General features: G+C 60.3%; 25 protein-coding genes and 1 riboswitch. Of the genes, 14 read left to right on the top strand and 11 right to left on the bottom strand.

All coding sequences use genetic code 11. The features are described from left to right. Positions 1–30: 30 nt before the first annotated feature. Positions 31–1,464 (top strand): M48 family metalloprotease, encoded by a 1,434-nt coding sequence (locus tag PMI29_RS20195; RefSeq protein ID WP_007996209.1) that lies wholly within the window; start codon positions 31–33, stop codon positions 1,462–1,464. 78 nt (positions 1,465–1,542) lie between these two features. On the opposite strand, the gene PMI29_RS20190 is transcribed toward PMI29_RS20195, so the two are convergent. From PMI29_RS20190 to rpoE, 4 genes are all read right to left on the bottom strand, one after another. Then, positions 1,543–2,967, bottom strand: a complete 1,425-nt coding sequence (locus PMI29_RS20190) for a DegQ family serine endoprotease (protein WP_007996210.1) — start codon at positions 2,965–2,967, stop codon at positions 1,543–1,545. Positions 2,968–3,145: 178 nt separating this feature from the next. Beyond that, entirely contained in the window at positions 3,146–4,105 is a 960-nt protein-coding gene (locus tag PMI29_RS20185; RefSeq protein ID WP_007996212.1) for a MucB/RseB C-terminal domain-containing protein, read from the bottom strand. Between the two features lie 8 nt (positions 4,106–4,113). Beyond that, entirely contained in the window at positions 4,114–4,701 is a 588-nt protein-coding gene (locus PMI29_RS20180; protein WP_007996213.1) for a sigma-E factor negative regulatory protein, read from the bottom strand. Between the two features lie 31 nt (positions 4,702–4,732). Next, positions 4,733–5,314, bottom strand: coding sequence for an RNA polymerase sigma factor RpoE (gene rpoE / locus PMI29_RS20175; protein ID WP_003172477.1), 582 nt, complete (start codon positions 5,312–5,314; stop codon positions 4,733–4,735). A 552-nt stretch (positions 5,315–5,866) separates the two neighbouring features. Here rpoE and nadB point away from each other — a divergent pair. Continuing rightward, the gene (gene nadB / locus PMI29_RS20170) at positions 5,867–7,483 is read left to right on the top strand and encodes an L-aspartate oxidase (protein WP_007996217.1); all 1,617 of its coding nucleotides are present in this window, start codon (positions 5,867–5,869) and stop codon (positions 7,481–7,483) included. Here nadB and PMI29_RS0129995 read toward each other — a convergent pair. Next, complete coding sequence (locus PMI29_RS0129995; protein WP_033052207.1) at positions 7,452–7,904, bottom strand: protein YgfX; 453 nt, start codon at positions 7,902–7,904, stop codon at positions 7,452–7,454. The genes nadB and PMI29_RS0129995 overlap by 32 nt on opposite strands. Then, positions 7,888–8,142 carry an FAD assembly factor SdhE gene (locus PMI29_RS20165; RefSeq protein WP_003184348.1) on the bottom strand — a complete coding sequence of 85 codons (255 nt, stop codon included), beginning with the start codon at positions 8,140–8,142 and terminating at the stop codon, positions 7,888–7,890. Before PMI29_RS20165 ends, PMI29_RS0129995 begins: the two co-directional genes overlap by 17 nt. Before the next feature lie 149 nt (positions 8,143–8,291). On the opposite strand from PMI29_RS20165, the gene ygfZ reads away from it, so the two are divergent. Both ygfZ and PMI29_RS20155 read left to right on the top strand, forming a co-directional pair. Continuing rightward, entirely contained in the window at positions 8,292–9,233 is a 942-nt protein-coding gene (gene ygfZ / locus PMI29_RS20160) for a CAF17-like 4Fe-4S cluster assembly/insertion protein YgfZ (RefSeq protein WP_007996218.1), read from the top strand. Positions 9,234–9,267: 34 nt separating this feature from the next. After that, a complete protein-coding gene (locus tag PMI29_RS20155; RefSeq protein WP_007996219.1) occupies positions 9,268–10,089 on the top strand; it encodes an HDOD domain-containing protein in 822 nt (273 codons plus the stop codon). 146 nt (positions 10,090–10,235) lie between these two features. Here the strand turns inward: PMI29_RS20155 and PMI29_RS20150 are convergent, their stop codons facing one another. Beyond that, on the bottom strand, positions 10,236–11,624 hold the full coding sequence (locus PMI29_RS20150; RefSeq protein WP_007996220.1) for a sensor histidine kinase: 1,389 nt from the start codon (positions 11,622–11,624) through the stop codon (positions 10,236–10,238). Further along, on the bottom strand, positions 11,617–12,288 hold the full coding sequence (locus PMI29_RS20145) for a response regulator (protein ID WP_007996221.1): 672 nt from the start codon (positions 12,286–12,288) through the stop codon (positions 11,617–11,619). The genes PMI29_RS20150 and PMI29_RS20145 overlap by 8 nt, the downstream gene beginning before the upstream one ends. 237 nt (positions 12,289–12,525) lie before the next feature. On the opposite strand from PMI29_RS20145, the gene PMI29_RS20140 reads away from it, so the two are divergent. The 5 genes from PMI29_RS20140 to PMI29_RS20120 are packed head-to-tail and all read left to right on the top strand — an operon-like array spanning position 12,526 to position 17,898. After that, positions 12,526–13,815: an OprD family porin gene (locus tag PMI29_RS20140; protein ID WP_007996222.1), complete on the top strand. Its 1,290-nt coding sequence runs from the start codon at positions 12,526–12,528 to the stop codon at positions 13,813–13,815. A gap of 39 nt (positions 13,816–13,854) precedes the next feature. After that, complete coding sequence (locus PMI29_RS20135) at positions 13,855–14,832, top strand: Bug family tripartite tricarboxylate transporter substrate binding protein (RefSeq protein WP_007996223.1); 978 nt, start codon at positions 13,855–13,857, stop codon at positions 14,830–14,832. A gap of 58 nt (positions 14,833–14,890) precedes the next feature. Beyond that, positions 14,891–15,349: a tripartite tricarboxylate transporter TctB family protein gene (locus tag PMI29_RS20130; RefSeq protein WP_007996224.1), complete on the top strand. Its 459-nt coding sequence runs from the start codon at positions 14,891–14,893 to the stop codon at positions 15,347–15,349. A gap of 1 nt (position 15,350) precedes the next feature. Next, positions 15,351–16,865, top strand: a complete 1,515-nt coding sequence (locus PMI29_RS20125; RefSeq protein ID WP_007996225.1) for a tripartite tricarboxylate transporter permease — start codon at positions 15,351–15,353, stop codon at positions 16,863–16,865. Next, on the top strand, positions 16,858–17,898 hold the full coding sequence (locus tag PMI29_RS20120) for an AbrB family transcriptional regulator (protein WP_007996226.1): 1,041 nt from the start codon (positions 16,858–16,860) through the stop codon (positions 17,896–17,898). The genes PMI29_RS20125 and PMI29_RS20120 overlap by 8 nt, the downstream gene beginning before the upstream one ends. Positions 17,899–17,986: 88 nt before the next feature. Here PMI29_RS20120 and ung read toward each other — a convergent pair whose 3' ends face one another. Beyond that, the gene (gene ung / locus PMI29_RS20115) at positions 17,987–18,679 is read right to left on the bottom strand and encodes a uracil-DNA glycosylase (protein WP_007996228.1); all 693 of its coding nucleotides are present in this window, start codon (positions 18,677–18,679) and stop codon (positions 17,987–17,989) included. Positions 18,680–18,811: 132 nt separating this feature from the next. Here ung and PMI29_RS20110 point away from each other — a divergent pair, with 132 nt between their 5' ends. Next, positions 18,812–19,924, top strand: a complete 1,113-nt coding sequence (locus PMI29_RS20110; protein WP_007996229.1) for an enoyl-CoA hydratase/isomerase family protein — start codon at positions 18,812–18,814, stop codon at positions 19,922–19,924. Positions 19,925–20,053: 129 nt separating this feature from the next. Here the strand turns inward: PMI29_RS20110 and PMI29_RS20105 are convergent, their stop codons facing one another. Both PMI29_RS20105 and PMI29_RS20100 read right to left on the bottom strand, forming a co-directional pair. Continuing rightward, entirely contained in the window at positions 20,054–20,497 is a 444-nt protein-coding gene (locus tag PMI29_RS20105; protein WP_007996231.1) for a hypothetical protein, read from the bottom strand. A gap of 167 nt (positions 20,498–20,664) precedes the next feature. Further along, positions 20,665–20,940 (bottom strand): hypothetical protein, encoded by a 276-nt coding sequence (locus PMI29_RS20100; protein ID WP_007996233.1) that lies wholly within the window; start codon positions 20,938–20,940, stop codon positions 20,665–20,667. Between the two features lie 282 nt (positions 20,941–21,222). After that, a riboswitch (guanidine-I (ykkC/yxkD leader) is annotated at positions 21,223–21,323 on the top strand. A 60-nt stretch (positions 21,324–21,383) separates the two neighbouring features. On the opposite strand from PMI29_RS20100, the gene PMI29_RS20095 reads away from it, so the two are divergent. From PMI29_RS20095 to PMI29_RS20080, 4 genes are all read left to right on the top strand, one after another. Then, entirely contained in the window at positions 21,384–22,451 is a 1,068-nt protein-coding gene (locus PMI29_RS20095; protein WP_007996235.1) for a putative urea ABC transporter substrate-binding protein, read from the top strand. 15 nt (positions 22,452–22,466) lie between these two features. After that, positions 22,467–23,282, top strand: a complete 816-nt coding sequence (locus PMI29_RS20090; protein WP_007996238.1) for an ABC transporter permease — start codon at positions 22,467–22,469, stop codon at positions 23,280–23,282. Next, entirely contained in the window at positions 23,279–24,067 is a 789-nt protein-coding gene (locus tag PMI29_RS20085; protein ID WP_007996239.1) for an ABC transporter ATP-binding protein, read from the top strand. The genes PMI29_RS20090 and PMI29_RS20085 overlap by 4 nt, the downstream gene beginning before the upstream one ends. 13 nt (positions 24,068–24,080) lie before the next feature. After that, a partial coding sequence (locus tag PMI29_RS20080) for a DUF1989 domain-containing protein (RefSeq protein ID WP_007996240.1) occupies positions 24,081–24,368 on the top strand: 288 nt, incomplete at its 3' end.

A 24,368-nucleotide genomic window follows, 5' to 3' on the forward strand; every position in this document is an offset into this window, starting at 1 on the left:
GTAAGGTCTTTGTCGACTAAGGCTTTGTGCATGACATTTCTGCGCCCTACCCTGCTGACGCTCGCTTGCCTGCTCGCCTCACCGGGCTTCGCCGACGACCTGCCGTCACTCGGCGACGCCAGTTCTGCCATTGTCTCACCGCAACAGGAATACCAGCTCGGCCGCGCCTGGCTGGCAATGTTGCGCAGTCAGGTTTCGCAGCTCAACGATCCACAACTCAAGGATTACGTGGAGTCCAGCGTTTACCGACTGGTAGAGACCAGCCAGGTCACTGACCGGCGCCTGGAATTCATCCTGATCAACAGCCCGCAACTCAACGCCTTTGCGGCGCCGGGCGGGATTGTCGGGGTTAACGGTGGTTTATTCCTGAATGCCCAGACCGAAGGCGAATACGCATCGGTACTGGCGCACGAATTGGCTCACTTGTCGCAGCGCCACTTTGCCCGGGGCGTCGAAGCGCAAAAACGCATGCAAGTGCCGATGATGGCGGCATTGCTGGCCGGGATCGTGGTTGCAGCCGCCGGCGCCGGTGACGCCGGGATCGCGGCCATTGCCGGCACACAGGCAGCGGCCATTCAGGAACAGCGGCGATTCTCTCGCCAGAACGAACAGGAAGCCGACCGTATCGGCATTCTCAATCTGGAAAAGGCCGGTTACGACCCCCGGTCGATGCCCACCATGTTCGAGCGACTGATGCGTCAGTACCGCTACGATGCCAAGCCACCGGAATTCCTGCTGACTCACCCGGTCACCGAATCGCGTATTGCCGACACCCGCAACCGCGCCGAACTGGCGCCACAGGGCGGTATCGAAGACAGCATGCGTTATCAACTGATCCGCGCGCGCGTCCAACTGATCTATGAAGAAACCCCGGGGCTCGGTGCCAAGCGCTTCCGCGCCCTGCTCGACGAGAACCCGAAAAACGACGCGGCGCGCTACGGCCTGGCGATTGCCCAGATCAAGGGCGGACAACTGAACGAAGCCCGGGAAAACCTCAAGCCGCTACTGGCCAAGTCACCCAACGAAATCATCTACAACCTGGCTCAGGTCGATCTGGACATCACCAATAATCGCCTGCCGGACGCCCAGTCCCGGGTTGACCGGTTGATGACCCAGTACCCTGGCAACTATCCGCTGAATCAGGTGCGCGTCGACCTGCTGCTCAAGCAGAACCGCGCTGGCGATGCGGAGAAAGCCCTGGAAGGCCTGCTCAAGTCTCGCCCCGATGACCCGGACGTGTGGTATCAGGTTGCCGAGACGCGCGGCCTGTCGGGCAATATCATCGGCCTGCATCAGGCTCGCGCCGAATATTTTGCGCTGGTCGGGGACTACAAACAGGCCATCCAGCAACTGGACTTCGCCAAACGCAAGGCAGGCAGCAACTTCCCGCTGTCCTCGCGGATCGACGCACGGCAACGCGAGCTGATGGAACAGGAGCGCATGATCAAGGACATGATGGGCTGACGCCCCCTGGAGACAAATAGTCCGGACACAAAAAAACCGCCTCTTTCGAGGCGGTTTTTCATTCAACCAACAACCGGGTTATTCAGCCAGTTTGAAGGTGATAAAGCTCGCACGCCCCTGACGCAGTACCCGCATCGATACCGAGCGGTTCTTTGGCAGCGCCTTGGCGATGTCCGCGAACTCCTTGGTGGAACCAATGGCCTGGTTGTTCAGGTGGGTGATCACATCACCCGGCTGCAAGCCGATCATGGCGGCAGGACCGTCCTGGACTTCCTTGATCACCACACCACCTTTGAGATCGAAGGTTTTCTTCTGTTCGTCCGTCAGCTCGACCACGGAGACACCGAGGCGATTGCTGCTGCGCTCGATGCTGGATTTCGGCTCGGCGCCCAGCTCCTTACCTTCTTCCGGAATGGCACCAACGGTCAGCTCGACATTCTTGCGCTTACCGTCACGAATCACTTCCAGATTGGCTTTTGCACCAGCCTTCAATGCGCCAACAAGGTGCGGCAGGTCGGCCGACATAACGATTGGCTGACCGTTCATGCTCAGGATCACGTCGCCCACTTGCAGGCCACCCTTGGCAGCCGGGCCATCATCCTGGATCTGAGCAACCAGCGCACCCGCCGGTTTTTCCAGACCGAACGACTCGGCCAGGTCCTTGCTCACTTCCTGAATCACGACACCCAGCCAGCCACGGCTGACCTTGCCACCGGATTTCAGCTGATTGGAAACATCCATGGCCACGTCGATCGGGATAGCAAACGACACACCCATGAAGCCACCGGAGCGGGTATAGATCTGCGAGTTGATCCCGACCACCTCACCGTTCAGGTTGAACAGCGGGCCGCCCGAGTTACCCGGGTTGATCGGCACGTCGGTCTGGATGAACGGCACATAGTTTTCGTTCGGCAGGCTGCGACCGACGGCACTGACGATGCCTTGGGTCACCGTGTGGTCAAAGCCGAACGGCGAACCGATCGCGACAACCCATTGGCCGGCCTTCAGGTCCTGGGATTTACCGAGCTTCAGCACTGGCAGATCCTTGCCTTCGATTTTCAGCAGCGCCACATCGGAACGTGGATCAGTACCGACCAGCTTGGCTTTCATTTCGCTGCGATCAGCCAGGCGAACGAGGATTTCGTCAGCATCGGCGATCACGTGGTTGTTGGTCAGGATATAGCCATCGGAAGAGATGATGAAACCCGAACCCAGAGAGGTTGCCTCACGCTGACGGTCGCGAGGTGAACGGGATTGTGGCGGCATGCCCCGTTCGAAGAATTCGCGCAGCATCGGCGGCAAACCTTCGAGGTCGGGCATTTGCTGGCTGACTTTGCGATCCGGCAGCTTTTGCGTGGTACTGATGTTCACGACCGCAGGCGAAGCCTGTTCGACCAGTTGCGTAAAGTCAGGCAGTTCGACCGCTTGGGCGGTGACCGCCTGACCGAGCACCAGCACGGTGGCAATAATGGAAAGGTAGGACTTCAAGCGTGGTATCGACATACGGCTCCCGTTACGACGAGCAGGGTTAAGCGATATGGAGCAAGGAACACCGGGAACAATACGCCGGTATTTTTGTTCCGGGAACAACAAACAAGGCCAGAGCCGAGGGGCTCTGACCTATAAGAAATTTACGGGCTTTTTGCAAATTGAAATGCTCACGAAACATTTCGAATTCAACTCACTGCTTGGTTGCAGCGGCGTCGGTACGCATCGAAAGCGCTATCCGTTCAGCAGTACCGACCGGTATCTCGCCGACGACGGTCACCATCATGTCGCCCTGTGCCGTGGCCAAGCGCCGGGAAACCGCAACGGTCGGCCCCAACTGAGTACGGGTGTCGGTGACTGTTGCGCCGTTCAATGGTTCGAGGAATACCGAAAAGCGCGTCAGGCCATCGTCATACATCAGGCTGTTGACCTGGGTCTTGGTTTCCGGATCCTTGCGAGCGGTGCTGCTGGTCAGCTCGAAGCCGGGCGGCAACCAGTCGGAACGCCAGACCTGGGCAGACTTGACGGCAGAAGCCTTGTCACTCTCGAGGTTGACCGGCTTGCAATCATTAGTGGCCTGCAGGTCTTTTTCGGAAGGAACGTCGGCGGTATCCAGTTGCGTGAACTGGAAGCGCTCCAACAACCGCCCCTTGTCGTCCAGTAGCAAGGACTTCAAAGGCAGGCCGGTCTCTTTGTCCAGATGCAGCTCAAAACCGTAGCGGTGCTGATCGCGGGGTGTCAGCGATACGATCACCGCCGAACGCCCGGCGACACGCGACTTGCCGATGACGGCGAGGTCATACCAATTCTTGAGCTTTTGAGGATCGAGTGCACGGGCAGCGGAGTTCGGGGAGTCCCCAAGCCCTGCTATCAACGTGCCGCTGACGCATTGGGTTTGCCCATCAATGCGAACGACTTCCTGAGCGGAACCGTCGAGCTGGATCAATCGCTCGCGGACCTTTCCATCCTGGACGCGGTGCCAGATGTTATGGGTAGAAAAACTACCGTTACGCTCGTAGACGAAAGTACCCTGAAAGCTTTGCTGTTGCTCTGCCTGGCCCAGGCGGGTCAACCAGTCCTGGGCATCATCGGCTTGGGCTGGAACGATGAACCAGCCGCTGAGCAGAAGCGAAAGTAGAGGTATGGCGCGCATGATCCTCCTTAACGGTTTTCCAGACTTGCGGCACGAGCGTACGGCAGAGCGCTCTCAGTGCCTTTCAGTGCAGCCTGTTGTGCATGTTGGCGCAAGTAACCTGGCAGACGCTGATCGTGCCAGCCTGGCTGACCTTGCAAAACGCCGTTGGCCATTGGGCCAGTAGCTTGCGAACTCTCATTGTAGCCTGCCAGGACAGCAGGGCCTTTTACTTGAGGAACGGCCAGCGCGGGTTGACTGGATTGCTGGGCCAATTCGACACCGGCGATCTCATCCTGGTTGTACAGACGCACACCGGCCAGCACCGCCAGGGTCACGGAAGCTGCGACCGCCAGACGACCCAGGCTGCGCCATGGACCACGGGAAGGTTTTGCCGGTACGGCTTCGTCAGCCAGGGCAGCAGAAACAGCCGCCGCGATGTCCAGACGTGGAAGCAGCAGATCCTTGTGCATCACTGCCCGGGCGATCTGATAACGAGCCCATGTTTCACGGGTTTCAACATCGTCACAGGCATTCAATACCCGACGCAATTCCAATTCGTCCGCTTCGTTATCCATCACTGCGGACAGCGATTCCTGCAGGGCTTCACGACTCATGGCGTTCCTCTCTTGGCTGTCGCCGCTGTCTTTAGTTTTCCTGCAACAACGGCTGCAGGGCTTTGTCGATGGCCTCCCGGGCGCGGAAAATCCGGGAGCGCACGGTGCCTACCGGACATTGCATGACACTCGCAATGTCCTCGTAACTCAGACCATCAAACTCACGTAAAGTTAAAGCCGTACGCAAATCTTCCGGCAGTTGCTGAATGGTTCGATGGACGGTGCCTTCGATCTCATCCCGCAGCAAAGCCCGTTCTGGCGACTCGAGATCCTTGAGGCCATGATCGCCATCGTAGAACTCTGCATCCTCGGAACTGACATCGCTATCCGGCGGCCGACGGCCGCGTGAAACCAGATAGTTTTTCGCCGTGTTGATGGCGATGCGGTAAAGCCACGTATAAAACGCGCTGTCTCCGCGAAAATTTCCAAGTGCACGGTACGCCTTGATAAAGGCTTCTTGTGCCACATCCTGGGCTTCATGGGTGTCGTGCACGAAACGCACGATCAACCCGAGAATTTTGTGCTGGTATTTCAGCACTAGCAGATCGAAAGCACGCTTGTCGCCGCGTTGAACGCGCTCGACCAGTTGCTGATCCTCTTCCTGGGTTAGCATGAACACTCCTCGATGAGCTCGGAGGAGGCTTGCAGAACTAAACGACTAGACTTGCAAACATAGACTCGGGCTTTTCGCAAAAGTTCTCCCCCTCCAGGCAAGTTTCCTGCGGGCTCTGATTTGGCACGCACGAAAAGCGCAGCGCGAGTTGACCCGGCTGCGCGAATAATCTTGTCATCGGTTTCCTGGGCAAGGATCGAACTGCAATCCCGCACTGAAGCCGACACTGTCCCTTGTTTCAGACAACCGTCTATTGATCTTGGCACTTTGGCAAAAGTTCCAAATATTTATAGCTGTGCCGACCCGACATTGTGCAACCGTGTAGGGAAAAAGACTGTTAAATCGGCGATACAGTCATTCTCGCGCCCAACGGGCAGAAAAACATCCGACGAAGCGTCCGATATTTTGCGTCACAGTAGTTTCACAATGCCATGCTGGCTCGGGTATTGTGCCGCTCCCCCCCTCTATATACTAGTGGGCTGTGCTGCTGCCTTGACTCGCCTGTCCAGCTGCACCACCCCCGACCCGGGTCGCTTTGAGCGGAATCCTGAAATGAGCCAACAGTTTCAACACGATGTTCTGGTAATTGGCAGCGGTGCTGCCGGCTTGAGCCTTGCGCTGACCTTGCCCGGTCATTTGCGCATTGCCGTTCTGAGCAAGGGCAACCTCGCCAATGGCTCGACTTTCTGGGCCCAGGGCGGCGTTGCGGCCGTGCTGGATGACACCGACACCGTTGAATCCCATGTCGATGACACGCTCAATGCCGGCGGCGGCCTGTGCCATGAGGACGCCGTGCGCTTTACCGTCGAGCACAGCAAGGAAGCGATTCAATGGCTGATCGACCAGGGCGTGCCCTTTACCCGCGATGAACAGTCGGGTAACGAAGATGGCGGATTCGAGTTCCACCTGACCCGCGAAGGCGGTCACAGCCATCGGCGCATCATCCACGCCGCCGATGCCACCGGTGCTGCCATTTTCACCACCCTGCTCGACCAGGCCAGGAAACGACCAAACATCGAACTGCTGGAACAGCGGGTCGCGGTTGACCTGATCACGGAGAAACGCCTGGGACTCGAAGGTGATCGCTGCCTTGGCGCCTATGTACTCAATCGCGGCACCGGCGAAGTCGACACCTATGGCGCGCGCTTTGTGATCCTCGCCTCGGGTGGTGCGGCCAAGGTTTACCTGTACACCAGCAACCCTGACGGCGCCTGCGGCGACGGTATCGCCATGGCCTGGCGCTCGGGCTGCCGGGTGGCGAACCTGGAATTCAATCAGTTCCACCCCACTTGCCTGTATCACCCGCAAGCCAAGAGTTTCCTTGTCACCGAAGCCCTGCGAGGCGAAGGTGCGCACCTGAAGCTACCCAACGGCGAGCGCTTCATGCAGCGCTTCGATCCACGGGCCGAGTTGGCGCCACGGGACATCGTCGCCCGGGCCATCGACCATGAAATGAAGCGCCTGGGCATCGATTGCGTCTATCTGGACATCAGCCACAAGCCCGAAGCCTTCATCAAGACGCACTTCCCGACGGTGTACGAACGCTGCCTGGAATTTTCCATCGATATCACCAAACAACCGATTCCGGTGGTACCGGCGGCGCACTACACCTGCGGCGGCGTGATGGTCGACCAACAGGGCCGTACCGATGTGCCGGGGCTGTACGCCATTGGCGAAACCAGTTTTACCGGCCTGCACGGCGCCAACCGCATGGCCAGCAACTCACTGCTGGAATGTTTCGTTTATGCCCGCTCGGCGGCCGCGGACATTCTCGAACAACTGCCCCGGGTTCCGATGCCAGCCCCCCTTCCCGCCTGGGATGCGAGCCAGGTCACCGATTCCGATGAAGACGTGATCATTGCGCACAACTGGGATGAGCTGCGGCGATTCATGTGGGACTACGTCGGCATCGTGCGCACCAACAAGCGCCTGCAACGGGCACAACACCGCGTGCAACTGTTGCTGGATGAAATCGACGAGTTCTACAGCAACTACAAGGTCAGCAGGGATTTGATCGAGCTGCGCAACCTGGCCCAAGTGGCCGAGCTGATGATTCTGTCAGCCATGGAGCGCAAGGAAAGCCGTGGCCTGCATTACACCCTCGACTATCCGGACATGTTGCCGGTCGCGCTGGACACTATTCTGGTGCCGCCCACCTACGTCGGCTGAATTTGAGCCGGACCCGCAGGCGTCGGTGCACATCCGCCGCCTGCGCATCCCGGGGCACGCAAATGGCCCTGACCCGGCGCTCGCCACGCAGACGAAAGCGCAATACCACAATCAACGGCAGCGCCAGGCTATCCGGTCTCAGTTGCACGGGCTGCCAACCCTTGGCCCGACTCCACAACTGCCAGCCATCGGCATCGCGCCGCAAGCCGCAAAATGCCTGCGGGTGCGTCAGCAGGATTTGCCGGGGCAACAGCCAGACTCCGTGAACCACGCACAGCACGATGCCGAGCGAGCTGGCCCAGAGCGGAAATGACAGTAAAAACAACGAACCCAACGCGAACAGCTGGGCCAAAAGATACGCCGCCAGCAACTGCCGTGAGGCATGCCAGCGGCATTCGAACCCGTTACTTGGGCTGGACACGGTCCAGGATCATGCGAACCATGCGTTGCAGTTCAGGATCTTCGGATTCGCTGCGTTCCATGAACCAGCCGAACATGTCCTGATCTTCGCATTCGAGCAACCTGACGTAGCAGGCGCGATCAACCTCGTTGAGGTGCGGGTAAACCTCTTTCACAAACGGCACCAGCAACACGTCAAGCTCGAGCATGCCGCGGCGGCTGTGCCAGTAGAGGCGGTTCAGTTCAACATCTTCGACCATGGAGCGCTCCTCAAATAGGCCGCAAGTATACAGGCCCGCGCCCGGTCGAACAGTCGGCTTTGGTCGGGCACCGGTGATCCTTTGTGAACTACCCATTTCCAAGGCGTCCCCTTATGATGTCCGCCAGACTCTTTACCCTGCGATGACCCATGGCCGATTCTGCTTTTTTCTGCACCCTTTCTCATGAAGGTGTTCTCGCGGTCCGCGGCGCGGACGCCAGCAAATTCCTGCAAGGCCAACTGACCTGCAATCTCGACTACCTGAGCGATTCCCGGGCCAGCCTCGGTGCGCGCTGCACCCAAAAAGGCCGGATGCAATCGAGTTTCCGCATCCTGCTCGAAGGGGACGGCGTAGTCCTGGCCATGGCCACCGAATTGCTCGAACCACAACTGGCGGACCTGAAAAAGTACGCGGTGTTTTCCAAGTCGAAACTGACCGACGAAAGTGCCGCCTGGGTCCGCTTCGGCATTGACCATGGCGACGCCGCACTGGCCAGCCTCGGCCTGGACCTGCCGGCAGAAACCGACAGCGTCGTACGCAACGATGGACTGATTGCCATCCGCGTCTCGCCTGAGCGCGCCGAACTGTGGGCCGCCGCCGATCAAGCCGATGCGGTCAAAGGCAAGCTGTCGGCTTTGCTGAGCGAAGGCGATCTGAATCAATGGCTGCTGGGCCAGGTCCGCGCAGGGATCGGCCAGGTCATGCCGGGCACCCGCGAGTTGTTCATCCCGCAGATGCTCAACCTGCAAGCGGTCGGTGGCGTGAGTTTCAAGAAAGGTTGCTACACCGGGCAGGAAATCGTCGCGCGGATGCAGTACCTGGGCAAACTCAAGCGCCGCTTGTATCGCCTGCAACTGGCAGCCAGCGAGCTGCCTGAACCGGGTGTCCCACTGTTTTCCCCGACCCACGGCAGCTCCATCGGCGAAGTGGTGCTGGCTGCCCGCACCGGGCAAAACATTGAACTCCTGGCTGTGTTGCAAGCCGAAGCAGCAGACAGTGGAGACATCCACCTGGGCGCGATCGAAGGGCCGTCCTTGCAGCTGCTCGACCTGCCTTATGAACTGGACCGCGATCGCGAAATCCAGCAGTAACGGCAGCACTTGGCGCAACACCTAGAGAGATTAAATGAGCGAGCTGGCGGAAAAGGTCCAACAGGATTTGGTTGAGGCCATCAATAACGATGACCTGGTTCTGCCAACGTTACCGGAAGTGGCCCTGCAAATCCGCAAGGCCGCAGAAAACCCGGAAGTCAGCGTCAGCACCCTGAGCAAAGTGATCGGCCGTGATACCGCGTTGTCGGCACGCCTGATCAAAGTGGTCAACAGCCCACTGTTGCGCGCGACCCAGGAAGTGACCGATCTGCATACCGCAATCACCCGCCTGGGCATCAACTACAGCTGCAATCTGGCGATCGGCCTGGTCATGGAGCAGATTTTCCATGCCCGCTCCGACGTGGTGGAACAGAAGATGCGCGATGTCTGGCGTAAAAGCCTGGAAATCGCCGGCGTCAGCTACGCCTTGTGCCGCCGCTACACCCGACTCAAGCCCGACCAGGCGGCCCTTGGCGGGCTGGTGCATCAGATCGGCGTGCTGCCGATCCTGACCTACGCCGAAGATCACTATGAGCTGCTGTCCGACCCGGTCAGCCTCAACCATGTGATCGACCGGATTCATCCGCTGATCGGCGAAAAGCTGCTCAGGGTCTGGGATTTTCCCGACATGCTGGTGCAAGTGCCGCAGCTATACCTGAACTTCCAACGCCAGTCTGCGCAGGTCGATTATGTGGATCTGGTACAGGTGGCCAGTCTGTATTGCCACAAAGACACTGACCATCTGATTTCGAGCATCGATCCCTTCAGCGTACCCGCTTTCGTCAAGCTCGGGATCGATCCGGACAACACGGCGATGTGTGCCAATCTGGAAGAGACGCGCTCGATGTTTTACTGATCATTGTGGCGAGGGGGCTTGCCCCCGTTGGGCTGCGAAGCGGCCCCAAAACCTGCGACCGTGTAAGCCAGGCACACCGCATAGTCAGGATTTACGACTGCTACGCAGCCGAACGGGGGCAAGCCCCCTCGCCACAATGGGAATATTCAGTCCCCCGCAACAAAGCTCACCCGCACCTTCAACCCCGCCTGCTCGCCATCGTGCAGGCTGATCTGGGCCAGATGCGCGCGGCAGATCTCACCGACAATCGCCAAACCCAACCCCGAACCGGCCACTTGCTGATTGCGTCGGTAAAAGCGCTCGAATACCCGGCCGCGCTCCTCCAGAGGAATGCCGGGACCATCATCTTCGACTTCCAGCACGGCGGGCGCCGAGACGCGCAAAATCACGTTGCCACCCGGCGGCGTGTGGGCCAGTGCGTTATCCACCAGATTGCTCAGCAGCTCGTTCAATAGCGTCGGCTCGCCCCGCAGCCAGACGGGTTCATCCGCCTCCAGCGCCAGCGCGATACCGCGCTTGTGCGCCAACGGCGCCATGGCCATGCCCAGCTCCCGGGCCAATTGACTCAGGTCCAGCAACTGCGCGCCACCCTCGGCAATCGCCCTGGCACCATTTTCGACCCGCGCCAGGGAAAGCAACTGATTGGCCAAGTGGGTCAAGCGATCAGTACCCTGGGCCGCGGTCTCCAAAGTGCTGCGCCAGGTATCGGGCTCGGCTGAGCGCATGCCCAGTTCCAGTCGCGCCTTGAGCGCCGCCAGAGGCGTACGCAGTTCATGGGCCGCATCGGCGATGAATTGCGCCTGTTTCTCGAACTGCCCGCGCAGGCGCTCGGTAAAGTGATTGAGTGCACGCACCAACGGCCATAATTCGCGTTGCACTTCCACCAGAGGCAAGGGGCGCAGATCGTCCGGCTGGCGTTCTTCCACCGCCGTGCGCAAGCGCTCCAGCGGGCGCAATGCGGCACTCACCGCAAACCACACCAGCATCAATGCCCCGACTGCCAGCATACCCAGGCGTAACAAAGTATCCGCCGCCAGACTGCGGGCCATGCTCACTCGCGCTTCATCGGTTTCTGCTACGCGGATTTCCGCCATGCCGTTCATGTTCGGCTCGCTCACGGGTTTGAGCAGGCTCACCACGCGCACGTTCTGCCCGCGATACTGGGCGTTGTAGAAACGTGCCAGCGCCGGATAGTCATCAGTGCGCGGCGTTCCCGGCGGTGGCGCCGGCAGGTTTTCGTAACCGGAAATCAGCTTCTGATTGATGTCGTTGACCAGATAGAAAATCCGCCCGGCGCTGTCGTAGGCAAACGTATCGAGGGCCACGTAGGGCACGTCGGCACTCAGGGTGCCGTCGCGCTGGGAGATGCCGGCAGCGATGGTCCGCGCCGAGGCCAGCAAGGTGCGGTCATAGGCCGTGTCGGCAGCTTCGCGACCGTTCCAGTAGGCGCTCAAGCCGCTGGCCAGCATCAACACCACCAGCAATAAAGCCAGGTTCCACAGCAACCGCCAACGCAGGCTGCTGGGCTTATGCATCGCGGCTTTCCAGCAAGTAACCGAGGCCGCGGAAGGTCACGATGGCGACCGACTGGCCGTCGAGTTTCTTGCGCAGGCGGTGCACGTAGATTTCGATCGCATCGGGACTGGCCTCTTCATCGAGACCGAACACTTGGGAGGCCAGTTGCTCCTTGCTCATCACCCGGCCGGGACGCGCAATCAGGGCTTCGAGTACAGCCTGTTCGCGGGAGGTCAGGGTCAACAGCTCTTCGCCGAGGGTGAAACGCCGGGTTTCCAGGTCATAGGCCAGCACACCGCAGCGCTGAATGCGCTCACCGCCCAGCACACTGCGGCGCAGCAAGGCTTTGACCCGGGCTTCAAGCTCGGTCAGTTCGAACGGCTTGGCCAGGTAATCATCGGCGCCGAGGTTCAGGCCGTGGACGCGATCTTTGACATCGCTGCGCGCGGTCAGCATCAACACCGGCAGGTTCTTGCCCCGCGCCCGCAAACGCGCCAGCACTTCGAAACCATCCATGCGCGGCAAGCCGACGTCGAGGATCGCCATGGCGTATTCCTCGCTGCCCAGCGCCAGGTCGGCCGCCACGCCATCGTGCAGCACGTCCACGGTCAGCCCGGTGCTCTTGAGCGCCTGGGCGACACTTTCGGCGAGCTGCAGATGGTCTTCGACGAGCAGGACACGCATGGATCTTTACCTCATTCCGGGATGGTCGACGCCATTCTCTGGCGCGAAGTTTACAGCCGCAACCGCCGCTGTGAAGCCCGAAAACCGTGAAAGTCAGCTGAAAGGTTAGCGAAAGGTTAGCCCGTTACAGTCCGGCCACGGACAGTTTCGACTGCCGTCGCTGCCGCCACACAGCGATACGAAAAACGCCTCGAAGCGTTTTCGACAAATAAGAACAATAAACGGAGTAAGTCATCCATGCAGTCCCTGCAGACCCAGGCTATCGCGCCTGCCCGCCTCTCCCGTTTCAGCCACACTGCGCTTGCCAGCGCTGCCGCCCTTGCCGGCTTTTCACCATTGAGCCAGGCCGCATTCTTCGAAGACAGCTCGGCCACTTTCGAAACCCGCAACATGTACTTCAATCGCGATTTTCGCGACGGCACCAGCGCCCAACAGTCCAAGCGTGACGAGTGGGCCCAGGGCTTCATGCTCAATCTGAAATCAGGCTACACCGACGGCACCGTGGGGTTCGGTGTCGATGCCCTGGGCATGATGGGGGTCAAGCTCGATTCGAGCCCGGATCGTACCGGTACCGGCCTGCTGCCGACCGACGATGGGCGAGCCGTCGACGAATATTCCAAGCTCGGCCTGACCGGCAAAATGAAAATCTCCGCCAGCGAGCTGAAAATCGGCAGCCTGATTCCGGAATTGCCGATCCTCAAGGCCAACGACGGGCGCATCCTGCCGCAGACCTTTGAAGGCGGCATGCTGACCTCCAAAGAGATCAAGAACCTGACCTTCACCGGCGGGCGCCTGGACAAGGCCAAGGATCGCGACAGCACCGACTTCGAGGACATTGCCCTCAACAACAAGAACAGCCGTTTCGCTGGCACCGTGGCCGGCAAGCACTTCGATTTCGGCGGTGCGGACTACAAGTTCACCGACAAAATCACCGGCAGCTACCACTTCGCGCAACTCGATGAAGTCTACAACCAGCACTTCCTCGGTTTGATCGCCTCGCAGCCATTCGGCCCCGGCACTTTTGCCAGCGACCTGCGGTTTGCCATCAGTGACGACCAGGGCGAGGCCCGTGGCGGCAAGATCGACAACAAATCCCTCAACGGTCTGGTGAGTTACGCCTTGAGCGGGCACAAGTTCAGCGCGGGCTACCAGCACATGTCCGGCGACAGCGCGTTCCCATATGTGGATGGCAGCGACCCGTACCTGGTGAACTTCGTCCAGATCAACGACTTTGCCGGCGCCGAAGAACGCTCCTGGCAAGCGCGTTATGACTTCGACTTCGTCACCCTCGGCGTCCCCGGCCTGAGCTTCATGAGCCGTTACGTGAGCGGTGACAACATCAAGCTCAAGAACGGTGACGAAGGCAAAGAGTGGGAACGCAACTCCGAGATTAAATATGTTGTACAAAGCGGCGCACTCAAGGATGTCGCCGTGCGCTTGCGCAATGCCACCTACCGCTCCAACTACTCTGCTCGCGATGCCGATGAAGTGCGTCTGCTGGTGAGCTATAGCGTTGCCCTTTGGTAATTCAGTACGTCGATAACAACAACTCCCAAGGAGACTTGAATGAACCTGTCAATGCGTAAACTAGCCCTCGCCGCCAGCGTCCTGCTGTTCACCGGCCAAGCGCTTGCCGAACCCAAACGCCCGGAATGCATCGCCCCGGCCTCGCCCGGCGGTGGTTTCGACCTGACCTGCAAACTGGCGCAAAGCGCGCTGGTCAACGAAAAACTGCTGACCAAACCGATGCGCGTGACCTACATGCCCGGCGGTGTCGGCGCGGTGGCGTACAACGCGGTGGTTGCCCAGCGTCCGGCAGATGCCGGCACCCTGGTGGCATGGTCAAGCGGTTCGCTGCTGAACCTGGCCCAAGGCAAATTCGGTCGCTTCGATGAAAGCAACGTGCGCTGGCTGGCCGCCGTCGGCACCAGCTATGGTGCCATCGCGGTGAAAAGCGATTCGCCTTACAAGACTCTGGACGATCTGGTCCAGGCACTGAAGAAAGATCCGAGCAAAGTGGTGATCGGTTCCGGCGGCACCGTCGGCAGCCAGGACTGGATGCAAACCGCGCTGATCGCCAAGGCTGCCGGGATCAACCCGCGCGACCTGCGTTACGTTGCCCTTGAAGGTGGCGGTGAAATTGCCACCGCCCTGCTTGGCGGCCACATCCAGGTCGGCAGCACCGACATCTCCGACTCCATGCCACACATCCAGAGCGGCGACATGCGGTTGCTGGCCGTGTTTGCCGAGAAGCGTCTGGACGAGCCGGAAATGAAAGACATCCCGACCGCCAAAGAGCAAGGCTACGACATTGTCTGGCCGGTGGTGCGCGGCTTCTACCTCGGGCCAAAGGTCAGTGACGAAGACTACGCCTGGTGGAAAGACGCCTTCGACAAACTGCTGGCCTCGCCTGAATTCGCCAAGCTGCGCGATCAGCGTGAACTGTTCCCGTTCGCCATGACCGGCCCGGAACTGGACACCTACGTGAAGAAGCAAGTCGCGGACTACAAAGTGCTGGCCAAAGAGTTCGGCCTGATCCAGTGATCGCCTCTGTCTAGCGGCTGCGGCTCCGTTTTGCGGGGCCGCGGCACAGGAGTTTTCCATGCTCTTACAACGCATTTTTGCTTCGGTGCTGTTACTGGTCTGTCTCGGCCTGGCACTGATGGCGTGGCCGTACCAAGCGGCTTTTTCCTACGAACCGGTGGGGCCTCGGGCCTTTCCACTGCTGATGCTTGGCCTGATGGGCTCAGCGCTGTTGTACATGGCGTTCCGTCCGGCACCGATCAAGCACAGTGCTGACGAGCCGCCGCTGGATCGCGAAACCCTGACCAAGATCGGCATCTGCGTGGTGCTGTTGCTGGTGTTCGCCGGCACCTTCGAACCACTGGGTTTCATCGTCGCCAGCATCCTGATCGGCGTGCCCATGGCCCGTCTGTATGGCGGTCGCTGGGTGCCAAGCATCGTGATCATCAGCCTGATGGCCGTCGGCCTCTACCTGCTGTTCGACAAGTTGATGGACGTGCCGCTGCCTTTGGGTGTGCTCGACGTTCTGGAGAACTGATATGGATACTCTTGGCTATTTGGGTCAGGGTTTCGGCGTCGCGCTGAGCCCGTATAACCTGGTGACTGCACTGTGCGGCACCCTGATCGGTACCGTGGTCGGCCTGTTGCCGGGCCTGGGGCCGATCAACGGCGTGGCACTGTTGATCCCGATCGCATTCGCCCTCGGCCTGCCACCGGAGTCGGCACTGATCCTGCTGGCGGCGGTGTATCTGGGTTGCGAATACGGCGGCCGGATCAGCTCGATCCTGCTGAACATCCCGGGCGAAGCGTCCACCGTGATGACCACCCTCGATGGTTACCCGATGGCACGCAAAGGCCTGGCGGGTGTAGCGCTGTCGCTGTCGGCATGGAGCTCGTTCATCGGTGCCTTTATCGCGACCTGCGGCATGGTGCTGTTCGCCCCGCTGCTGGCGAAATGGGCGATTGCCTTCGGCCCGGCGGAATATTTCGTACTGATGGTGTTTGCGATTGTCTGCCTCGGCGGCATGGCCGGTGACCGTCCGCTGAAGACGTTCATCGCGGCGCTGATCGGTCTGTTCCTGTCGACCGTCGGCATCGACGCCAACAGCGGTGTGTATCGCTTCACCGGGGACAACATTCACCTGACCGACGGCATCCAGTTCGTCGTGCTGGTGCTGGGCCTGTTCTCCATCAGCGAAATCCTGCTGCTGCTGGAAAAAACCCATCACGGCCAGGAAGCGGTGAAAGCCACCGGGCGCATGATGTTCAACTTCAAGGAAGCGGCATCGGTGTTCGTAGTGAACATCCGTTGCGGCGTGCTGGGTTTCATCATGGGCGTGTTGCCGGGTGCCGGTGCGACCCTGGCCAGTGCCGTGGCCTATATGACCGAAAAACGCATGGCTGGCGCCAAGGGTACTTTCGGCCAGGGCGACATGCGCGGCCTCGCCGCTCCGGAAACCGCCATCGGTGGCGCAGCTTGCGGTGCGCTGGTGCCGATGCTGACCCTCGGCGTTCCAGGTTCCGGCACCACGGCGGTGATGATCGGCGCGCTGTCGCTGTACAACATCACTCCGGGCCCGCTGCTGTTCCAGCAGCAACCGGACATCGTCTGGGGCCTGATCGCTTCGTTGTTCATCGCCAACGTGATGCTGGTGATCCTCAACATCCCGATGATCCGCATCTTTACCCGCATCCTCGCCGTGCCGAACTGGGCACTGGTGCCGGTGATCGCGATCATTACCGGGATTGGTGTCTACGCGGTGCACGCTACAACGTTCGACCTGTTCCTGATGATCGGCATCGGCATCTTCGGTTATATCCTGCGCAAGCTGGACTTCCCGCTGTCGCCGGTATTGCTGGGCTTCATCCTCGGCGGCCTGATGGAACAGAACCTGCGCCGCGCCCTGTCGATTTCCAACGGTGCACTGGAAATCCTCTGGTCGAGCCCGATCACCTTCGGTTGCTGGATCCTGACGGCGATCATGCTGCTGATGCCGCTTATCCGCATCTGGCGCAAACGTTCGGCCGCGCAACGCGCAATCGCCGATGTCTGACAGGTCCCCCTTCAAACTCTGGTGGGGAACCCCGCTGGTCGGCCTGCTTGGCGGTTACCTCGCCAGCCAGGTCGGCTGGCCTTTGCCGTGGATGGTCGGCTCGTTGCTGGCGATCATCCTCGTGCGCTGCCTGACACCCTGGCAATTGGCCGAAATCCCTGGCGGCCGCAAGTGCGGCCAGTGGATCGTCGGCATCGGTATCGGCCTGCACTTCACCCCGGTGGTGATGGAGCAGGTGCTGAGTCATTTCGGTCTGATCTTCTTCGGTGCATTGGTCACCAGCCTGTCTGCTGTGGTCGGCGTGTGGCTGATGCGCCGTACCGGTGAAGATCGCGCCACGGCGTTCTTTTCCAGCATGCCCGGCGGTTCCGGGGAGATGGTCAACCTCGGCGCCCGCAATGGTGCGGTGCTCAGCCGTGTCGCGGCGGGGCAGAGTTTGCGGGTGTTGGTCGTGGTGCTCTGCGTGCCGGCGGCGTTCAAGTATTTGTTGGGCGATGGTGCCCCGGTTTTACATGCCAACGCTGTGGACTGGCGCTGGCTGGCCCTGCTGTTCCCCGCTGGCGCTTTGGCGGCCTGGATCTGGGAACGCCTGCGGCAACCCAACCCCTGGCTGTTCGGGCCATTGCTGGTCAGTGCGGCAGTCAGCATCGGCTGGGATCTGCACATCGGCTTGCCCAATGGCGGTAGCCAGATCGGCCAATGGCTGATCGGCAGCGGTCTGGGCTGTCACTTCAACCGACAGTTTTTCCGGCGGGCGCCATCGTTCATGGGCCGCACCCTGATCGGCACGGTGTTGACCATGTTAATTGCGACTGCAGCAGCACTGGGTTTGAGTGCGCTGACCCACCTGGATCTGCGCTCACTGACATTGGGCATGATGCCCGGCGGCATTGCCGAGATGAGCCTGACGGCGGAAACCCTGCAACTGTCGGTGCCGCTGGTGACGGCGATGCAGGTGATGCGGTTGTTGTTTGTGCTGTTTCTGGCGGAGCCGTTGTTCAAGTACTGGGACCGTAATCCCGAGCCAGACTAATAGACCGAGTGCCCCCCATCGCGAGCAAGCTCGCTCCCACAGGGTTCGCGTGATCCTTGCTCGCGATGGGGCCAGTCAGGTCAACCAATCAAACCGGCGGCAACCGCCACTCGATCGGCGTCTCGCCATTCTGCTCAAGAAACTTGTTGGTGCGGCTGAAGTGCCCGCACCCGAGAAAGCCGCGATAGGCCGATAGCGGTGACGGGTGCACCGAAGTCAGCACCAGGTGCTTGGTGGCATCGATCAGTTTCTGCTTGCTCTGGGCATGGGCGCCCCACAGCATGAACACCAGGTGCGGTTGCTGCTGGCTGACCACTTCAATGACCCGATCGGTGAAAAACTGCCAGCCCTTGTCCTTGTGCGCATTGGCATTGGCGCGCTCGACAGTCATGGTGGTGTTGAGCATCAACACACCCTGATCGGCCCAGCTCTGCAAGTAGCCATGGTTGGGGATGTCGATGTTCAGGTCGCGTTTGAGCTCTTTGTAAATGTTCACCAATGACGGTGGCGCCGGCACGCCGGGTTGCACCGAAAAGCACAAACCATGGGCCTGGCCCGGGCCGTGATAAGGATCCTGACCGAGGATCACCACTTTGACCTTGTTCAACGGCGTGGAATTGAGCGCGTTGAAAATCATCGGCCCCGGCGGATAGATTTCCTTGCCGGCCGCCCGCTCCTGTTGCAGGAAGTTTCGCAACTCTGTCATGTAGGGCTGGTCGAATTCGGCACGCAGTGCCTCCTTCCAGCTCGGTTCGAGTTTGATACGGTCGTCAGCAGTCATGGTCATACCCGGCAAAAACAATGGGGCGAACCCTAGGAAAGCGCACCAAGCTTGTCAATTGATCTGACGCAGATCCGGCACTTTCCTACACTGCGATCATACTTAACCTTCAAATTCCCGATCGAGGTCACGATGAATCTGCACTTCGAAGAACTCACCGGCACCGACGGCGCCCGCATCGGCATCGCCAGCCTGGATGCCGAAAAATCCCTGAACGCCCTGTCCCTGCCGATGATCAACGCCCTGCGCGACCGCATGGCGGCCTGGGCCAAGGACCCGCAGATCGTCTGCGTGCTGTTGCGCGGTAATGGCTCCAAAGCTTTTTGTGCCGGGGGTGAAGTGCGCAGCCTGGTCGAAGCCTGCCGCGCGCAAGCCGGGGAAGTGCCGCCACTGGCCGCGCACTTTTTTGCGGCGGAATATCGCCTGGACTTCCACCTGCACACCTACCCCAAGCCGCTGATCTGCTGGGGCCATGGCTATGTGCTGGGCGGCGGCCTGGGGTTGTTGCAAGGGGCGAGCATTCGCATCGTCACACCGAGCAGCCGGTTGGCAATGCCCGAGATCAGCATCGGCCTGTACCCGGACGTTGGCGCCAGTTGGTTTCTGTCGCGCCTGCCCGGCAGGCTCGGGTTGTTCCTGGGCCTGACCGGTGCACACATGAACGGCCGCGATGCCATCGACCTGGACCTGGCGGATCGTTTCCTGCGCGATGAGCAGCAGCCGGAATTGATCGAAGGCCTGTTGCAATTGAACTGGCAGGAACAGACACCCATGCAGCTCAACAGCCTGCTCAAGGCCTTACAGCAGGAAGCCGTGGCGCAGATGCCCGAAGCCCAGTGGTTGCCGCGCCGTCAGCAGATCGATGAGCTGCTGGATGTCAGCGACGTGCGTTGCGCCTGGAAGGCCATCAGCGCCTTGCGCGATCACAGCGATCTGTTACTGAGCCGCGCGGCCAGGACCATGAGCGAAGGCGCGCCGCTGACCGCTCATCTGGTGTGGGAGCAGATCGTCCGTGCCCGGCACCTGTCGCTGGCCGAAGTCTTTCAGATGGAATACACCCTGAGCCTCAACTGCTGTCGTCATCCGGAATTCAGCGAAGGCGTACGTGCCCGGTTGATCGACAAGGATCAGAAGCCGCACTGGCACTGGCCGGACATCAACAACGTGCCGGACGCGGTGGTAGAGGCGCATTTTCACAAGGCGTGGGAAGGCCGGCATCCGTTGGCGGATTTGTCCGAATACTAAAGTCCGGACATAAAAAATGTGGGAGCGAGCTTGCTCGCGATGAAGGCGTGTCAGTCGAAATCAATGTTGCCTGACACTCCGCCATCGCGAGCAAGCTCGCTCCCACAGCAATTGTATTTAACTGAATGATTAGCGGTGATTACCCCGCCAGTTGTGATCGCCGCGTTCGCCACGATGGTTGCGCCAGTCATGGCCGCGAGAGTCATTGTTCCAGCCCCCGCGGTTACGGCCGTCCCAGCCATGGTTCTGATGCATCCGGTAATCACCCCGATATGGCTGGTAGTAACGCGGAGCGGGCTGGTAATAGCGCGGTTGATACATCCGCGGCTGCGAGTAATAGCGCGGTGTCGGCTGGTAATACCGCGCTGGCGGCATGTAATACCGAGGCGACGGTGTGTAGTAACCATTGGAATAGTAGGAACTCCCCCCGGCGTAATAGGTTGGCGCAGGCGAGGTATAGACTTCGGAACTGTAGTAACTGCCTCCTTCGTCGTAATAAGGCACGCACCCACCAAGGGACAATACCGACACAGCAAGCAGAAGAATTCGCCGCAGCTTATTTTGACAGAGCATGGCGGCCTCCTGGACCGCGGGTGAGCTACACCAGCGACGCTGGCAAGCGACAGTCAAATGTTTGATGACTGTCGAAAGATCAGACATCGAATTCGGAATCTGGTGCGCCCTTGAAACAAGTGGAAACATCTGGCCGATGAAAGGTTTTTCATCCATTCACGCCCTGATTAACGGTGGCCACCGTGAAATCCACCGCCATGATATCCACCTCCGTTATACCAACCGCCGCGATAGCCGTGGCCACCGTAGTAACCGTGCCCACCATGGTAATAGGAGCGATAACCACCGTAATAACGTGGGCCGTAATAGCCGCCGTAGTAATAAGGCGAGTAGTAACCTGGGTAGTAATAAGATGTCCCGTAGACGTCGGCAGGACTGTCGTAGTAATAGCAGCCAGACAATCCAAAACCGAGCACTGCACCAACCAACAAACGACGCAACATGACGGCCTCCGTAAAGACCAGTGACAGCAGTCGGAACAGACCGGCTGACATCTGTTTTGACTGGTAAATCTCTGCCAAGTGCAACGCCGCACCCACCTTCTGATCAGCGGCGGATACGTTCCAATGCGGTGCGCTTGCGCACCATCACAAGGCAGTCCGCCTTTCCAGTCAAACCCGTCGTCCCTCCTGTCCCCCACGCTAGAGCGTTCGGACCAACTTGGCACGCCTCTCGCTTTACCAAAACCGTGCAGGAGTCACCACAGGTTCGCGGCACCACAATTTGCAATGGCTGACTAGGGTTCCGGCTCGCAATCGCGAGTGACTGGTCCGAGAGTTGGCGACCTCCAGTTGAGGTTACACGGCGGGACAAAAGCCCGGGAGACAAGCCACCGTTCGAGGTGCCGCTGCCGTCCTGTCCGTCCTTGATCAACTGGAGAACCACCATGTCCCAGCTTCGTTTACCCGCCCTGCTCGCCGCTGCGTTCGCGGCCCTCGTGAGCTTCTCGTCCCAGGCCGCCCAGAAAGACCACTTCAGCGTGTGCTGGACCATCTACGCCGGCTGGATGCCGTGGGAATATGCCGGCAGCCAGGGCATCGTCGATAAATGGGCGAAAAAGTACGGCATCAAGATCGACGTGGTGCAGCTCAACGATTACGTCGAATCGATCAACCAGTACACCGCCGGCCAGTTCGACGGTTGCACCATGACCAACATGGACGCGCTGACCATTCCGGCCGCCGGCGGTGTCGACAGCACTGCGCTGATCGTCAGCGATTTCTCCAACGGCAACGACGGCATCGTGCTCAAGGGCGAAGGCAAGAAAGTCGCCGACCTCAAGGGCATGGACGTCAACCTGGTAGAACTCTCGGTCTCCCACTACCTACTGGCTCGAGCCCTGGATTCGGTGGATCTCACCGAGAAAGACCTGAAAGTGGTCAACACCTCCGACGCCGATATCTCGGCCGCCTTCAACACCGATCAGGTCAACGCCGTCACCACCTGGAACCCGATGCTCTCGGACATCAAGGCCAAGCCCGGGGTGAGCGAAGTGTTCAACTCCAGCCAGATCCCCGGCGAAATCATGGACATGATGGTCGTCAACTCCCAGACCCTCAAAGACAACCCGGCCCTCGGCAAGGCGCTGACCGGCGCCTGGTTTGAAGTGGTCGAGTTGATGAACGCCAGGAACGCTGCGGGCAAAGCCGCACTGGAACACATGGCCAAAGCCTCGGGCACCGACCTGCCGGGTTTCCAGGCACAACTGGACACCACAAAACTGTTCGCCACGCCCAAGGAGGCCCTGGCGTTCAGCACCAGCAAGCAACTGCCGGACACCATGCGCAAAGTCGCCGAGTTTTCCTTCCAGCACGGCTTGCTGGGTGAAGGCGCCAAGGACACCAGCGCAGTCGGCATGGCCTTCGCCAACGGCGTGACCAGCGGCGACAAGGGCAACCTCAAGCTGCGCTTCGACCCGAGTTACGTGCAGATGGCCGCCGACGCCAAGCTGTAAAAAGAGGACTTGGCCATGCGCCTGATCAACCTTCACCCGGACCGCCCGAGTCGCCTGCTGTTGGTGATCCTGCCGTTCGCCCTGGTGCTGTTTGCCTACTTCACGGGCTCGGCCGAGCGACTGGCGGACAACCCCAATGACAAGTTGCTGCCCAGCGCCGTGCAGATGACTGATGCGGTGAAACGCCTGGCATTCATCGCCGACACCCGCACCGGCGAATACCTGCTCTGGCAGGACACGGCGTCCAGCCTGCAACGTCTGGCCATCGGCCTGGGCATCAGCGCCTTGGCCGGGCTGTGCCTGGGCATCGCCGCCGGTACCCTGCCGCTGTTCGGTGCGCCGTTGTCACCGTTGCTGACGGTGCTGTCGATGGTGCCACCACTGGCGATTCTGCCGATCCTGTTTATCGTCTTCGGCCTGGGAGAACTGTCGAAAGTGATGCTGATCGTGATCGGCATCACTCCGGCCCTGGCCCGTGACCTGGAACAGCGCGCCCGGGAAATTCCCGTGGAGCTGCTGATCAAGGCCCAGACCCTCGGTGCCTCGACCTGGACCCTGATGCTGCGGGTGGTGCTGCCACAGCTGCTGCCACGGTTGTTGATCTCGCTGCGCTTGATGCTCGGCTCGGCGTGGCTGTTCCTGATTGCCGCCGAGGCCATCGCCTCTACCGACGGCCTCGGCTACCGGATTTTCCTGGTGCGCCGCTACCTGGCTATGGACGTGATCCTGCCGTACGTGGTGTGGATCACCCTGCTTGCCTGGCTGATGGATTGGGGCCTCAAACACCTGACCCAGCGTGCGTTCCCCTGGCACCAAGGGGCCGCCAAATGAGCTTTATCACCGTTAAAAACGTCTGGCAGCAATACGCCGATCAGGTGGTGCTCGAAGGCCTGAACCTGAACGTCAACGAGGGTGAGTTCTGCACACTCGTCGGCGCTTCCGGTTGCGGTAAATCGACCTTCCTGCGCCTGCTGCTCGGCCAGGAACGCGCCAGTCGCGGCGAGATCCTGCTCGACGGTCAGCCCTTGGCCAGTGAGCCGGACGCCAGTCGTGGCGTGGTGTTCCAGCGCTACTCGGTGTTCCCGCACTTGAGCGTGCTGGACAACGTCGCCCTGGGCCTCGAACTGCCACGCTCACCCTTGCTCGGACGCCTGTTCGGCAGCGCTAAAAAAGAGGCCCGCGAACAGGCATCACTGTTGTTGCACAAAGTCGGTCTCGGTCACTCGCTGGACAAGTACCCGGCGCAGCTTTCCGGCGGCATGCAGCAACGACTGGCCATCGCCCAGGCACTGATCATGAAGCCCCGCGTGCTGTTGCTCGACGAACCGTTCGGTGCCCTCGATCCGGGCATCCGCAAAGACATGCACGCCTTGCTGCTGGAGCTGTGGCGCGAGACCCGACTGACGGTATTCATGGTCACCCATGACCTGTCCGAAGGCTTCAGTCTTGGCACGCGTCTGCTGGTGTTCGACAAGGTTCGCCTCGACCCGCACGCACCAGGCGCCTATGGCGCACGCATCACCTACGACATCCCGTTGAACAGCGACCGCCGCGCCGACCGTGCCGTCGTCGACGCCTTGCCGGTGCCACTGGCGGGCTCACTTCGAACTGCTTGAGAGGAATTTTCCCGTGACCGATTCGACCCAACTGTTCCCGCCCTTCGCCGAAGAAATGCTCCCCGGCGGCGGCCATCGCTCTTTTGTGCTCAAGCGCGGCCAACTGCTGCGCCTGACCGACCTGCGCGGCGGCGCCAACGTCAGCCTGACGTTGCTCAATGCCAATGAAAAAACCGAACGCCTGAACCTGCCCGACAGCCTCAAATGCCAACACACCGCCAAGCTCACCGCCGGCCATTGCCTGTACTCGGACATGGGCCGCGTGCTGGCCGCCATCACCGCCGACACTTGCGGCTGGGGG

The organism is Pseudomonas sp. GM49, assembly GCF_000282355.1.
Taxonomy (GTDB): Bacteria; Pseudomonadota; Gammaproteobacteria; order Pseudomonadales; family Pseudomonadaceae; genus Aquipseudomonas.

What these genes read in the sequence shown, in the direction of transcription:
- PMI29_RS20145 (WP_007996221.1), bottom strand. Translation starts at nt 12,288, where the DNA reads ATGCGTGTCCTGCTCGTCGAAGACCATCTGCAGCTCGCCGAAAGTGTC.
- PMI29_RS20165 (WP_003184348.1), bottom strand. Translation starts at nt 8,142, where the DNA reads ATGGTCGAAGATGTTGAACTGAACCGCCTCTACTGGCACAGCCGCCGC.
- PMI29_RS20110 (WP_007996229.1), top strand. Translation starts at nt 18,812, where the DNA reads ATGAATCTGCACTTCGAAGAACTCACCGGCACCGACGGCGCCCGCATC.
- PMI29_RS20100 (WP_007996233.1), bottom strand. Translation starts at nt 20,940, where the DNA reads ATGTTGCGTCGTTTGTTGGTTGGTGCAGTGCTCGGTTTTGGATTGTCT.
- PMI29_RS20130 (WP_007996224.1), top strand. Translation starts at nt 14,891, where the DNA reads ATGCTCTTACAACGCATTTTTGCTTCGGTGCTGTTACTGGTCTGTCTC.
- PMI29_RS20135 (WP_007996223.1), top strand. Translation starts at nt 13,855, where the DNA reads ATGAACCTGTCAATGCGTAAACTAGCCCTCGCCGCCAGCGTCCTGCTG.
- PMI29_RS20195 (WP_007996209.1), top strand. Translation starts at nt 31, where the DNA reads ATGACATTTCTGCGCCCTACCCTGCTGACGCTCGCTTGCCTGCTCGCC.
- nadB (WP_007996217.1), top strand. Translation starts at nt 5,867, where the DNA reads ATGAGCCAACAGTTTCAACACGATGTTCTGGTAATTGGCAGCGGTGCT.
- PMI29_RS20150 (WP_007996220.1), bottom strand. Translation starts at nt 11,624, where the DNA reads ATGCATAAGCCCAGCAGCCTGCGTTGGCGGTTGCTGTGGAACCTGGCT.
- PMI29_RS20155 (WP_007996219.1), top strand. Translation starts at nt 9,268, where the DNA reads ATGAGCGAGCTGGCGGAAAAGGTCCAACAGGATTTGGTTGAGGCCATC.
- ung (WP_007996228.1), bottom strand. Translation starts at nt 18,679, where the DNA reads ATGACTGCTGACGACCGTATCAAACTCGAACCGAGCTGGAAGGAGGCA.
- PMI29_RS20095 (WP_007996235.1), top strand. Translation starts at nt 21,384, where the DNA reads ATGTCCCAGCTTCGTTTACCCGCCCTGCTCGCCGCTGCGTTCGCGGCC.
- ygfZ (WP_007996218.1), top strand. Translation starts at nt 8,292, where the DNA reads ATGGCCGATTCTGCTTTTTTCTGCACCCTTTCTCATGAAGGTGTTCTC.
- PMI29_RS20125 (WP_007996225.1), top strand. Translation starts at nt 15,351, where the DNA reads ATGGATACTCTTGGCTATTTGGGTCAGGGTTTCGGCGTCGCGCTGAGC.
- PMI29_RS20185 (WP_007996212.1), bottom strand. Translation starts at nt 4,105, where the DNA reads ATGCGCGCCATACCTCTACTTTCGCTTCTGCTCAGCGGCTGGTTCATC.
- PMI29_RS20180 (WP_007996213.1), bottom strand. Translation starts at nt 4,701, where the DNA reads ATGAGTCGTGAAGCCCTGCAGGAATCGCTGTCCGCAGTGATGGATAAC.
- PMI29_RS20120 (WP_007996226.1), top strand. Translation starts at nt 16,858, where the DNA reads ATGTCTGACAGGTCCCCCTTCAAACTCTGGTGGGGAACCCCGCTGGTC.
- PMI29_RS20190 (WP_007996210.1), bottom strand. Translation starts at nt 2,967, where the DNA reads ATGTCGATACCACGCTTGAAGTCCTACCTTTCCATTATTGCCACCGTG.
- PMI29_RS20140 (WP_007996222.1), top strand. Translation starts at nt 12,526, where the DNA reads ATGCAGTCCCTGCAGACCCAGGCTATCGCGCCTGCCCGCCTCTCCCGT.
- PMI29_RS20085 (WP_007996239.1), top strand. Translation starts at nt 23,279, where the DNA reads ATGAGCTTTATCACCGTTAAAAACGTCTGGCAGCAATACGCCGATCAG.
- PMI29_RS20105 (WP_007996231.1), bottom strand. Translation starts at nt 20,497, where the DNA reads ATGCTCTGTCAAAATAAGCTGCGGCGAATTCTTCTGCTTGCTGTGTCG.
- PMI29_RS20090 (WP_007996238.1), top strand. Translation starts at nt 22,467, where the DNA reads ATGCGCCTGATCAACCTTCACCCGGACCGCCCGAGTCGCCTGCTGTTG.
- rpoE (WP_003172477.1), bottom strand. Translation starts at nt 5,314, where the DNA reads ATGCTAACCCAGGAAGAGGATCAGCAACTGGTCGAGCGCGTTCAACGC.